11 protein-coding genes are annotated in these 12,351 nt (G+C 71.7%); 7 read left to right on the forward strand and 4 right to left on the reverse strand.

Annotated elements, in window-relative coordinates; genetic code table 11:
• Both ABZ810_RS02920 and ABZ810_RS02925 read right to left on the reverse strand, forming a co-directional pair.
• Positions 1–759, reverse strand: a complete 759-nt coding sequence (locus ABZ810_RS02920; protein WP_358398379.1) for an ABC transporter ATP-binding protein — start codon at positions 757–759, stop codon at positions 1–3.
• A gap of 88 nt (positions 760–847) precedes the next feature.
• Positions 848–1,588 (reverse strand): hypothetical protein, encoded by a 741-nt coding sequence (locus tag ABZ810_RS02925; protein ID WP_358398381.1) that lies wholly within the window; start codon positions 1,586–1,588, stop codon positions 848–850.
• Between the two features lie 101 nt (positions 1,589–1,689).
• Between ABZ810_RS02925 and ABZ810_RS02930 the strand changes: the two genes are divergently transcribed.
• Together ABZ810_RS02930 and ABZ810_RS02935 are read left to right on the forward strand one after the other, a co-directional pair.
• Entirely contained in the window at positions 1,690–2,403 is a 714-nt protein-coding gene (locus tag ABZ810_RS02930) for a TetR/AcrR family transcriptional regulator C-terminal domain-containing protein (RefSeq protein WP_358398383.1), read from the forward strand.
• 284 nt (positions 2,404–2,687) lie between these two features.
• Positions 2,688–5,507, forward strand: coding sequence for a tetratricopeptide repeat protein (locus ABZ810_RS02935; protein WP_358398385.1), 2,820 nt, complete (start codon positions 2,688–2,690; stop codon positions 5,505–5,507).
• Between the two features lie 75 nt (positions 5,508–5,582).
• Here ABZ810_RS02935 and ABZ810_RS02940 read toward each other — a convergent pair whose 3' ends face one another.
• Positions 5,583–5,726 (reverse strand): hypothetical protein, encoded by a 144-nt coding sequence (locus tag ABZ810_RS02940; RefSeq protein WP_358398387.1) that lies wholly within the window; start codon positions 5,724–5,726, stop codon positions 5,583–5,585.
• 133 nt (positions 5,727–5,859) lie between these two features.
• Here ABZ810_RS02940 and ABZ810_RS02945 point away from each other — a divergent pair, with 133 nt between their 5' ends.
• The 3 genes from ABZ810_RS02945 (at position 5,860) to ABZ810_RS02955 (ending at position 9,223) form a co-directional block, all read left to right on the forward strand.
• Positions 5,860–6,705, forward strand: coding sequence for a hypothetical protein (locus ABZ810_RS02945; protein WP_358398389.1), 846 nt, complete (start codon positions 5,860–5,862; stop codon positions 6,703–6,705).
• Positions 6,702–7,850, forward strand: a complete 1,149-nt coding sequence (locus ABZ810_RS02950; protein WP_358398392.1) for a nucleotidyltransferase domain-containing protein — start codon at positions 6,702–6,704, stop codon at positions 7,848–7,850. Before ABZ810_RS02945 ends, ABZ810_RS02950 begins: the two co-directional genes overlap by 4 nt.
• A 134-nt stretch (positions 7,851–7,984) precedes the next feature.
• A complete protein-coding gene (locus ABZ810_RS02955; protein WP_358398394.1) occupies positions 7,985–9,223 on the forward strand; it encodes an ATP-binding protein in 1,239 nt (412 codons plus the stop codon).
• Positions 9,224–9,422: 199 nt separating this feature from the next.
• Here the strand turns inward: ABZ810_RS02955 and ABZ810_RS02960 are convergent, their stop codons facing one another.
• Positions 9,423–10,844 carry a PQQ-binding-like beta-propeller repeat protein gene (locus ABZ810_RS02960; protein ID WP_358398396.1) on the reverse strand — a complete coding sequence of 474 codons (1,422 nt, stop codon included), beginning with the start codon at positions 10,842–10,844 and terminating at the stop codon, positions 9,423–9,425.
• Between the two features lie 331 nt (positions 10,845–11,175).
• Here ABZ810_RS02960 and ABZ810_RS02965 point away from each other — a divergent pair, with 331 nt between their 5' ends.
• Complete coding sequence (locus tag ABZ810_RS02965) at positions 11,176–12,156, forward strand: helix-turn-helix domain-containing protein (RefSeq protein WP_358398398.1); 981 nt, start codon at positions 11,176–11,178, stop codon at positions 12,154–12,156.
• A 6-nt stretch (positions 12,157–12,162) separates the two neighbouring features.
• Entirely contained in the window at positions 12,163–12,345 is a 183-nt protein-coding gene (locus ABZ810_RS02970) for a hypothetical protein (protein WP_358398400.1), read from the forward strand.
• Positions 12,346–12,351 lie beyond the last annotated feature (6 nt).

Here is a 12,351-nt window from a genome sequence, read left to right on the forward strand (position 1 = left end):
TCAGCCCTCCATCGTCCGCATGCGGTCGTGGACCAGGTCGGCCGTGGGGTCGGCGAGCTCGCCGACGATGCGCCCGTCGGCCAGGAACAACACCCGGTCGGCGCGCGCGGCGGCCGCCGGGTCGTGCGTCACCATCACCACCGTCTGCCGGTAGGAGTCGACCGCACCGCGCAGGAACCCCAGCACTTCGGCCCCGGCACGGGAGTCCAGGTTGCCGGTCGGCTCGTCGGCGAACAGCACCTGCGGCCGGGTCAGCAGCGCCCGCGCCACCGCGACCCGCTGCTGCTGCCCGCCCGACAGCTCCGCGGGGCGGTGCCGCAGACGCCCGCGCAGGCCGAGCGCGTCCACGATGGAGTCGAACCACTGCCGGTCCGCGTCGCGTCCACCGAGGCGCCCGGTCAGCCGGATGTTCTCCTCAGCGGTCAGCATGGGCAGCAGGTTGAACGACTGGAAGACGAAGCCGAGCCGGTCCCGGCGGAGCCTGGTGAGGGCCGAGCGCGACAGGCGGGTGATGTCGACGTCGCCGATCAGCACCGACCCGGAGGTCACGGCGTCGAGCCCGGCCAGGCAGTGCAGGAACGTCGACTTGCCGGACCCCGACGGCCCCATGATGGCGGTGAACTGCCCGCGGCCGAACGCGGCGTTCACCCCGCGCAGCGCGTGGACCGCGCCTTCCCCGCGTCCGTACGACTTGGCCAGGTCATGCGCGACGGCGACGTGTTCGCCGAGGCCCGCGCGCGGTTCTGAGAGCGTTTCCATGCGATTTCCATCCATCCTTCGCGGTGTCCGGGAGAACGAGGTGTCCCCGGGGGAACGTCGTGTCAGGGGAGAGGCGGAACGCGGCGGGTCAGGGCAGCGCCCGTGCGTCGGCGGTGCTGGCGGAGGGGGCGGCGTCCCGCCCGCTGCGGGCCGGTCCGGAACGGCGGGGCATCAGCGCCAGCGCGGCGAAGCAGGCGCCCACGGTCAGGTCGAGCGCCAGCCGGAGCCAGTCGAGGTTCAGCCAGGTCTGCGCCTGGTCGATCTGGGCCTGGGTGGGCGCCTGTCCGGCATGGTCCTGCCAGCTCAGCGCAGTCGGCGCGAAGTAGAGGTAGGTCCACGCTCGTACCGCGAAGTAGACGGCGGCGCCGGCGACCACGAGGGCGCGGCGCCGGGCCACCGGCCAGTTGAGCAGCACGACGGCTGGGACGATCACCCACTCCATCAGCGGGTTGAGCACCATGAAGTAGACGTAGGCGGCGCCCGGGTCGTCCGACATCATCAGGCCGAGATAGGACTCGCCCGTGAGGTAGGTCAGGTGCGTGTAGAGGCCTGGCCCGAAGAGCAGCTCGGCGCCGAGAGCTGCCAGGAGCGCCGCCACCTCCGGAGCGCGTGAGGACGCCTGGGCCCGTCGTCGGAGCAGCGGCCTGGCGACGGCGGCGGCGACGGCGGTCCACAGCAGGCCGGCCGCGATGCCCATCGGGACGCCGGCGGCCGGCGAGAGGCCCGGCATCCCCAGTGTGGAGAACCCTCCCCAGGTGGCGGCCAGCAGGGCAACGACCAGCAGCGGCCTGCGTGCGAGGACGGGACGGCGGGGGGTCGATGAGTCCATCGGTGCCTTCCTCCTTCGTCCGTGACCGGATCACGAACAGTGTTAGTTGAACAAACACTGTTTTATTCACAAACAGTGTTCGCGTCAAGTACGGTGTTCGTATGCCAACCGCGGAACCCCTGCCGCCTCCGCCCTGGGTGCGCGGCGCCAACAAGTCGGGCCGCCGCCAGCTGAGCCTCGAGGCGATCCTGGAGAGCGCGATGCGCATCCTGGAGAGCGAGGGCCTGGACGCCGTCACGATGCGGCGGGTGGCGCAGGACATGGGCACCGCCGCCGGGTCGCTGTACGCGCACGTCCGCAACAAGGCCGAGTTGCACGAGCTGCTCCTGGACGCGGCCCTCGCGCCGGTTCACGTCCCCGAGCCCGACCCGGCCCGATGGCGCGACCAGTTGCTGGAACTGCTGACCGGCACCGCGCGGGCGATGGTCGCCAAGCCCGGCATCGCCCGCGTCTCGATGGAGACCGCGATCCCCACCACGCCCAACGCGCTGCGGCTCATGGACGGGGTGCTCGCTCTGCTGGACGCCGGCGGCATCCCGCCGCGCGAGGCGCTCGCCGCGGCCGACGTCCTCGCCCTGCACCTGACCGCGGCGGCCTACGAGATGAGCGTGGGCGGGACGCCGGACGCCGCCGCCGAAGAGCTCCAGCGGCGGACGTCCCAGATCACCCAGTACCTGGAGTTGCTGCCGCCGGACCGGCTGTCCCACCTGCGCGCGGCGCAGAACCTCTTCGAGACCGAAGAGGAGGCGGATGTCGACGGCCTGCGCCTGGGCCTGGAGATGTTGCTCGACGGCTTGCGCGCCCGCTCACGGTGATCCTTACCGGAGGATCCCGGCCAGGGCGCTGGTGAAGGGGTCGTCGCGATGACGTCCGGCTTCCGCAACTGGGGACTCAGCGCCACCGTCCGCCTCGACGGCTACGATCTCAGAGGCCCGGCCGGGCCGTTGGCCGGAAGTGGCGCAGGCCGCCTGGAGCGGTGTGGTTACGGGCAGGATGCTCTCGACAGCGGGCGGTGCCTGCCCTCGGGTTCCCTGCCCTTGGGTTCCCTGCCCGGAGGCCACGGCGACGCATTGGCACCGGCGGGGAGGCACAGCGGCCGATGAGACGCGATCGACTGCGGCGATGGGTCTGGCTGCTGGACGCCGTGTCGGCGGGGCTGGTCGTGGCCATCGGGGTCGCCACCAACCAGATCCTCAACGACGGTCGGTGGGCGTGGTGGTGGCTGGCCGGAGACCTGGCACTGGCCGGGCTCGCGGTCGTGGTCACGCACAAGGTCGCCTCCGTCCGGGCGGGCGAGGACGAGCGGGACGTCGAGCCGGTGGCGTGGCCGGCCCTCACCCGTCCCGACGGGACGCCCAAGACCTTCACCGAGGTGACCCCGCGGGCCCTGGGAGTGCATCCCAACCGCTTCGGCGCCGAGGGCGAGGCGCTCTACATCCCCCGAGACGTCGACGAGACCCTGGGCGCGGCACTGGCCGGCGACGACCGGCAGGTCGTCATCGTCCAAGGGCCGCGGCTGGCCGGCACCACCAGCACCCTCGCCCAGGCCGCCCAGTCCCACCTGCCCCGGCATCGTGTGATCGGGTTCGTCGACGACCCGCGCGTCCCGCTCACCGACATGATCGATCACGCCCGCCGGTGGACCGGCCCCTCCCAGGGGGCGGTGCTCTGGCTCGACGGGCTCGACCCCGGCCGGTACGTCGAGCTCGCCACCCTCCCCGGCGGCGAGACCGGCCGGATCCACCCGGGCCTGAAGGTGCTGGCCACGTTCGACGACGACGCGTTGAAAGGGCTGCGGATCCACGAGCACCTGGTCGAAGCCCTGCGGGAACGTGCCGTGCGGATCGACCTGGGCGCGCTGTCGGCGGACGAACGGGCCGACGTCGCCGACCAGGAGGTGTACGCCGACCTGCGGCCGATCCTGGCCGAGGGCACCGGCGTGCTGATGGGCCGGCTCATGACCACCTGGGAGCAGATCCGCGCCGCGCTCACCGAGACCGGCGAGGACGCCACGGAGCGGCTCGCCCTCGTCCGCGCGGTCACCGACTGGTACCGCGTCGCGGTGCCGAGGTTGCTCAACCGCGACGTGCTGGACTACCTCTACCGGATCCACCACGCCGAGCTCACCGGCCGTCCCGCCGGGGCACCGAGCGACATCGACGCCTACGGGAGCGCGCTGACCTGGGCCACCACCAGGACCCCCGACCGCCCCCAGCTGATCAGCCGGCAGAAGCTGGCCGACGGCCACCGCCACGCCCCGCACCCCCTGCTGTCCGTCCTCGCCGACGACCCCGAAGACCAGGCGGCCTGGCCGGTCGGGGACGCGCTGTGGCGCTACGCCAACACGTTCCTCTCCGGGGACGCCCGCCGCGACCTCGGGTACACCGCGCTCCAGCGCGGCGCCCACTCCGCCGCCCGCCGTCTCCTCGACCACGCCGACACCACCGTCGATCCGGCCGCGCTCCGCCAGATCGCCGAACGCCTCCAGTCCACCGGCGACACCTCCGGCGCCCGGCACTGGTACCAGCGCATCATCGCCACCGGCGATCCCGAGCACGCGCCCCGCGCCATGTGCGACCTCGGGATCCTGGAGAAGCGGCAGGACGATCTCGAACAAGGCCGGCACTGGTACGGGCGGGCGATCGCGACCGGTCACGCCGACGAGAGGCCGCGTGCGTTGTTCTGTCTCGGGATCCTGGAGGAAGAGAAGCAGGGCGATCTGACGCGGGCCCGTCACTGGTACGAGCAGGCGGTGGCCACCGAGCATCCGGACCACGCGTCGTTCGCCATGAGCCGTCTCGGTCACCTTGAGCACGTTCACGGCGATGCGGACCAGGCCCGGTACTGGTACCACCGGGCGATCGCCGCCGGTCACGCTGACGAGAAGCCTCGCGCCCTGTTCAACCTGGGGTTTCTGGAGGCCCGGCAAGGGGACCCAGGCGAGAGCCGCCGCTACTACTGGCGGACGATCGCCACCGGCCATCCCGAGCACGCGCCTTTCGCCATGCGCAACCTCGCGGTCCTGGAGGAACGGCAGGGCGACGCCGAGCAGGCCCGGCGCTGGTACCGGCGAGCGGCCACCACCAGGCAACCCGAATGCCGGGCCAACGCCATGTACGACATGGGGCGCCTGGAGGATCTGCAGGGCGACGTCGAGCAGGCCCGGTACTGGTACCGGCAGGCGGCCGCCACCGGACACCCCGAGTACGGGGCCCAGGCCATGTGCGCACTCGGGATCCTGGAGAAGGGGCAGGACGATCTCGAACAAGGCCGGCACTGGTACGGGCGGGCGATCGCGACCGGTCACGCCGAGCAGAGGCCCCGTGCCATGTACTGCCTCGGGATCCTGGAGGAGGAGAAGCAGGGGGACCTGGGGCAGGCCCGCCATTGGTACCGGCAGGCCGTCGCCACCGAGCATCCCGAGCACGCGTCGTTCGCCATGAGCCGTCTCGGTTACCTTGAGCACGTTCACGGCGACGCGGAGCAGGCCCGGTACTGGTACCGGCGGGTGATCGCCTCCGGCCACCCCGACGAGAAACCCCGCGGCATGGTCAACCGCGGGATCCTGGAGTCTCGGGAGGGCGACGTCGAGCAGGCCCGGCACTGGTACCGGCAGGCGATCGCCACCGGCCATCCCGAGGAGGCGCCCTTCGCCATGTACAACCTCGCGGGCCTGGAGGAATGGGAGGGGGACATCGAGCAGGCCCGGCACTGGTACCGGGAGGCGATCACCACCGGACACCCGGAAATGGCGGCGAAGGCGGCGTCGTCCCTGAGCGGCCTGGAACGCCGGCAACGGGATGACCAGAGAGCCGAGCACTTCCGCCGATTCGGCTGGCAGACGTTCGCGGACCCGGCCCTGATGCGCCGGCCCGGCGAGCCCGCCAACGAGGAGTCCGCCCAGCGCCCGCCGCAGTGAGGCCGAGCCGCGGTGGACGGCAGGCCCAGGTGCCCACGCCGCCGGTCGACGGCGTGGACACGGCCGGATCGGTCTCTAGCCGATGTCAGGCCCCGAGATCGGGGTGTAGCCCCCGAAGGGCGCGGGCGGGGTGGCGAACGGGCGGATGTTGAAGGCCGGCGCACCGTTGGGCTGCCGGGCCAGCAGGTACTCGTCCTGCGGGCCCGTGTAGGCGGGCACGGATTGCGCAATCTGCTCCAGATCGGAGTAGGGGCCTGGAGTGCGGGGGGTGGGACATCGGAGGCGGGAGGGGCGGGATATAGGCCGAATATGGGGGGCGGTCATAGCTTCCGTTCCGACGGAAGGCTGATGCGTGAGCTTCGACATAGCCCTGCTGGGCATGGACGGGATCGGCAAGTCGTCGGTCTCGGACGCGTTGGCCGAGGTGCTGCGCCGTCAGGGGTTCGAGGTCACGCTCACGTCGTGGCGACGGCATCTGCGGGCGGACCGGTCCGGCCGGGGGAGCGAGGCGCTGCACGCCGCCTACGGCGCGATGTTCCGGTCGATCTACTCGGGCTGCCTGGGGCCCGACGGCGAGAGCGCCGAACACCTGCTCGACCTCGATGACCTGGGGTTCCTTGCCGACCCGGACGTGGACATCGCCCTGGACGTTCACCATCCGGCTCCGTTCGTGGCCGCCGGGCTCATGGAGACCGCGGCACGGCTCATCGAACGCGATTTCGTCATCAGGCCGGCTCTCGCGCAGGGCCGGATAGTGATCCAGGAGAGCCACGGGCTCAAGAACGTCCTCAAGATGGGCATGTTCGCGCGAGCCGTGACCGTCGGGCGCGTGGAGACGGACCGGGCGCTCGACGAGTACTTCTCGCTCGTTCACCGGTGCCTTGCCCACTGGGCGCCGGCGGCGCAATCCGTCGTGCTGCGCGGCGATCCTCGGCTGGCCTGCCGCTGGCGCGAACGCCAGCAGGGCAGGATCCCCCGGGGCGAACATGCCGGCATCAGCGGCCGGGCGACGGAGGCGTCGTTCATCGCGCTCCAGTCGGGCATCCAGGCGAAGCTGATCGCGATCGCGGAGGCGGAGCGGTGGCCGTGCGTCGAGATGACGGACAGGGCCCGCGAGGAGAACGTCGCGGCGGCCGTTCGCGTGACGCTCGACGCCCTGGCGGAACGTGATCTCATACCGAGGGAGATGGCGCTGTGACGACGCGGCCGACGCCGAGCCCCTGGCAGGTACCGGACGCCGGGTTCGCCCCGCAGCACCTGGCCCACCTGCGGAAGGCCGTGGCGGCCCTCCCGGGGGCCGGGAGCGTCCTGGCCGCCATCGCCGCGGGCAGCCGTGCCGCGGGCCTGGCGCATGCCCGGTCCGACCTCGACGTGATCCTGGTGTTCGCCACGGACGCCGAACGGAACGCCTGCGATGCCGACCGCCTTCCCCATGACCTGCGGAAACACGACGGCCTGGCGCTCGACCTCATAAAGATCACTACTGCCGACCTCGAACGGCTGCGGGACACCGCCTGTGCCAGGGCGGAGGCATCGCGGGAGATCCACCGTCCGGGTTTCATGCTCGGCTCGTTCCGGGAGTGGGCCCTGCTGACCCGTGTCGTCACCGGCGACGTGATGTTCGCCGAGCCGCGGGTTCGCGCCCTCCTGGAGTGCCTTGATCGTGACGCGCTCCGGCGTGACGTCATGACCCACTCCGCCCTGTGCCTCGCCAGCCTGGTCGAAGACGTCGCCGGGACGCTGGGGAGCGGTGATCTGGCGACGGCCCTGGCGGCCTCGGAGGAAGGCCTGCGGACGTCGGTCGACGCGGCGCTGGCCGGATGTGACGACCTCTGGGTGGGGCGCAAGTTCCTCCAGCGCCGCATGGCGAGGAACCCGTTCCTCGCGCGGATCCTGGACGAGCACGGGCACCGCGTGTTCGGCGGGTTCTCGGCGTCGTTCGACGAGTCCGTCGTTCGCGACACGATCCGCTGGCGGCTGGCCTTGGCGGGGCACCTGCTCGGCCGGTCGCTGCTGGACGCCTGGAGCGGGCCCGTCGACGGTCTGCCCCTCTTCAACGTGCCGGCTTCCGGCCCCGTCCGGAACCCCTGCTACGCCCCCGTGCGGTGGGCCGGCGGGTTCGGGCTGATGGTCGGCGTCGACGTCGTGCACCGGCTCACGGAGGACTCGTTCCACCTCTGGAACCTGTGCGACGGCCGCGGCACCGAGGACGTGATCTCCGACTTCGCCGGGCGAACGCGGGGAGGCGCGTCCGGTGGCGGCGCCTGGGCGCGCGGGCAGATCCGGGACTGGGAGTCCCAGGGAGTCCTCCGCCCCCGAGCCCCGGCACCTGACGGCGTGTGACGTTGCCTCTGTCTCGCCGTTCTCTTTGCGGGCTTGGTATCTCCAAGGGCTCCCCTTGATATGGACATTGCCCTGAAATGGGGAGGTTCTGTATGCGGACTGAGGGCTCGGGTCCGTCCCGGGGGGTGGGGGCTATGGATGGGGTGGACGTCGCCGCGGTTTTCGACGCGTTGCCGATACCGACCGCGGTACTGGGGCCTGATGGCGTGTTCCAGCTGGTCAACCGCGCCTACGAGGAGGTCTGCGGCCGCTCCCGCACGTTGCTGATCGGCGCGAAGATCTATGAGCGGTTTCCCGGCGGCCCCGCCGACCAGGGCGCGAGAGTGTTGCGGGCGTCGCTGGAGCGGGTCGTCGCCGAAGGCCGCATCGACGTGATGCCGCTGCTGCGCTACGACGTCGAGTCGCCCCGCGGCGTGGTGGAGGAGCGGTACTGGAGCCTGATGAACGCCCCGGTGTTCGGCCCGGACGGCACCGTGACCCACATCATCCACCGGGGCGAGGAGGCGACCGCGTTCGTCGACCAGGTGCGCGGTGTCGCCGCGACGCCGACGAGCCGCTCCAGCCCGTTCGGCCTGGAGGCGCGCATGCAGGTCATCGAGGCCGACCTGTACGCCCGCACCGCCGAGCTCCAGGCCGACAACCTGCGGCTGCACAGCGCGCGCGAGCGCGACACCATCGAGCTGCGCCTGGAGATGGAACGCCACCGCAACGCCGTCGCCGACACCTCCCACGACCTGCGCGGCCCCATCACCGGCCTGCAACTGCGGCTGCAGGCCGCGCTGGAGGACCCGCAGGCCGACCCCCATGACATCCTGCGGGCGGCGCTGCTGGACGCCGAACGGCTCGGCGACATCGTGGCCGACCTCCTCGAACTCGCCCGGCTCAACGCCGGGGCGCCCGCCACGAGCGAACCGGTGGACCTCACCGAGACCGTCCGAGCCTCCCTGGAACGCCGCACCCGGCCCGAACCGAAGATCGACGCCCGCCTGGCCGAGGGCGTGGTCGTCACCGGATCGCCCGTCCGGCTGATGCGCGTCGTGGACAACCTCCTGAGCAACGCCGAACGGCACGCCCGTTCCCGGATCGAGGTGCTGGTGACCACCGAGGACGGGCACGCGGTCCTGGAGGTCTGCGACGACGGCCCGGGCATCCCCGAGGAGGATCGCGAGGCGGTGTTCGACCGGTTCTTCCGCCGCGCCGACGCCCGCCGCGCCGACCCGTCGGGCACGGGACTCGGCCTGGCGATCTGCCGGGAGATCGCCCACAACCACGGCGGCACCCTGCGCGTCGCCGACTGCGACGGCGGCGCCCGCCTCGTCCTTCGCATCCCCCTGACCCCGACGACCCCGCTGGACCCCGAGCACCCGCTCTGAGCGGGGCAGACCTTGATTTGATCGTGATCGTCATCCGGCACTCCGGAGGCCCGCGGCCGCCCACAGGTTGGCGGCGATGCCCCACAACCACGCGCGTCTCTTCACGGGGGCCTCCGCGGTAGGGGGTGCCGACACCCTCCTCTCTCCCGAAGCCCGCCTTCCGGTTGCGTTCCGCCGTTCCGCTTCGCGGTTCCCCGGATCAGTGCGCGGTCACGTCGCAGTCCAGGATGCGGCCTTCGGCGGTCCCGATCAGCATCCGGCCGTCCCGGTCGAGGCTCATCGACAGGGGCGTGCCCGGGATCTCCGTCCGCCACCGGACCGTCCCGTCGGCCGCGTTCAGGGCGACGATCTCACCGGCCTGGAGCGCGGCGTAGACGGTGTCGCCGTCCGCCTCCAGCGCGGTCACGGTGAAGTCGCCCCGGAGCAGCCAGTCCACCGCCCCGTCCGGCAGCCGCCGCCGGACGATGTACTCGCTGTCGGCCATCCGCCCCCTCCGCGCCGCGAGCCCGCCCCCGTGCACCAGGGCCCCGTCCACCCGGACGGCGGGCCCGCCGAAGATGAGCCGGTCGACTCCCGCCTCCCATTCGAGCGGGAACAGCCGCCGAACCTCCCCATCGGGAACGCCGACGGACACGACCCACGTGTCGTCCCTGGGGGAGGCGCTGTTGCGGCCCTGGATGAAGTGCAGCTCGGGACTCTTCCTCACGCGCAGGACGTGGTGGCCGCCGACGCACCGCCCCAACGCGACCCGGCCGGCCTCGATCCCTTCGGGACTGACGAGCCGGGTCTGCGGCCGTTCCTCCTTGTAACGCACGTCGCGCAGCGCCAGCCAGCCGTCCTCGCGCGTCGTGAACACCATCGAGGCCCCGATGTCGAACGTCTCCAGGACGTTCCCGTCCGCGAGGGAGACGCGGAGAGCGTGCCCGGAAGGCCGCGTCCAGCGGCCCTCCACCAGGCGCGTCCGCTCCGAGATGTTGACCATGGCCGACCGCTCGTCCGGGGCGACCGCGATCTGCCGTCCGCCGGCCTCGTCCGGAACGGCCCACTCGCGTTCTCCCGAGACCGACCAGGCCTCCAGCGCGACCCTCTCCAGGACGGCCAGCACACGCCCATCGCCCACACGCGCCACGTCCCACACCTGCCGCCGCCGGGTCCATCCGGGCGACAACTCCAGCAACTCCGCCTCGGCGCTGCGCCGGACCGGCGCCTCCACCAGAGGCTTGTCACCGGTGTTCAGGCTGATCGTGTGCTCACCCGCACCACCCCAGTCCCTTTCGAGCACGAACTCGTACCCGTGATCGTGCGCGCCCTCGGTGTCCTCACTCCGCGGAGCCACCAGCAGGCGCAGCGTCCGGTCATCCAGCCACTCGACCAGGCGGACGTCGCGTTCCGCGTCGAGCATGGACCTCGTCCACCCCGACTCCAGATCCACGAGCAGCAGTTCGCCGTCGAAGCAGTAGCCGCCGTCATAATCGCCCGTCCCCACCGCCAGCAGGGGCAGGCTCGGGTGGAAAGCCACCGACCTCGCCGGCCATCGCAGCCGCAGCAGGTGTTCAAGACGCAGGTCGTCGGCCCAGTAGATCCCCAGCCGCCACCGTCGCCACCGCCTGCTGGCCGTCATGTCCCCGTGCCAGCTGAGCCACCCCAGATCCCCGCCCACCACCGTCCAAACCCCGTTGGAAGCCACCACCTCAGGGGCCCCGACATCATCGAACACCCCATCCCCCAAGACCCGCCGCACGCCAAGCCCCATCAACACCCCTCCCAGTGGCCAACCCCCATACTCCCGACAAGCCCCTCAATCCGAAAGCGTTCGCCCCTGCCGTGTCCGCTGGTAGCCACGCGGCGGGCTACGCCGGTGGGAGTACGGGGGGTTGCGCCGAGCGTCCGACGACAACGGCGGGGCGATTGCCGAGGATGGCGATCACCGGTTGTCGACGTTTCGTGGGGCCATGGACGTGATCAGTACCGCCGAGATTCCGGTGGAAGAGCGGTTCGCGCTGTTCCGCGAGGTGAGCGAGAGGTTGTGGCTGCCCCTGGACGCTCGCTGCGACCCGCACCAGGTGAACGGATTCAGGGGCCGGGCCGGTTTCGGTGGGTTCGGTGCCGTGCAGGTGACCGTGCTGACCACCACGCCGTTGTCGGTGCACCGCACGCCCAAGCTGATCCGCCGGTCCGATCCCGATGCGTTCATCCTGGACTGTGCCGTGCGGGGGCGCCTGGTGGGGGAGCAGGACGGCCGGCAGGCGGAGTTGCACGTCGGGGATCTGGTCCTGCGTGACAGCTCGCGTCCCTACCTGACCAGCTTCGCGACGGGGCAGCCGGCAAGCGAGGTGCTGTGCGTGCAGTTCCCGCGTTCGTTGTTGCCGTTGCCCGAGCGGGATCTGCGGGAACTGACCGCGGTCCGCATCCCGGGCGATCGGGGCGTCGGCGCGTTGTCCTCGGCGTTCCTGCTGGAGCTGGCCCGGCGCATGGACGAGTTCAGCCCGGCCGACACCGCACGGCTGTCCACCCTGACGGTCGACCTGCTGACCGTGGCGCTCGCCCACGAGCTGGACGCCCGCGACGCCGTCCCGCCGGACACCAGGCGGCGCGCGCTGCTGGCTCAGATCCACGCTTTCATCGAGCGCAACCTGGCCGACCCCGAACTCACTCCGGGCCTCATCGCCTCGGCGCACCACGTCTCCCCGCGCTTCCTGTACACGTTGTTCCGCGAAGAGGGCCGCACGGTCGCCGGCTGGATCCGCGAGCGCCGCCTGGAACGGTGCCGCCGCGACCTGGCCGATCCCGGGCTGGCCGCACACTCGATCAGTGCGATCGCCGCCCGGTGGGGTCTCGTCAACTCCGCCCATTTCAGCCAGATGTTCCGCAGCGCCTACGACCTGTCCCCCCGCCAGTTCCGCCGCCAATACACGACAGGCCGCACCGGCTAGCTGTACGTGGCGCTGAACGTCGCGGGCCGGGTGGTGCGCCTCGATCCCGGCACCGGAGATGTCTGCACGGTCGCGGACGGGCTGCCGCTCGTCTCCTCGGTTCGATTCGGAGCCGGGCCCGGCTGGGATCCGAAAGCGCTCTATGCGACGAACTCTCTCGGTGGGCTCACGAGCCTGACCCGCGGCTGAAGGCCA

The sequence above is a fragment of the Spirillospora sp. NPDC047279 genome (assembly GCF_040643285.1).
Classification (GTDB): domain Bacteria; phylum Actinomycetota; class Actinomycetes; order Streptosporangiales; family Streptosporangiaceae; genus Spirillospora.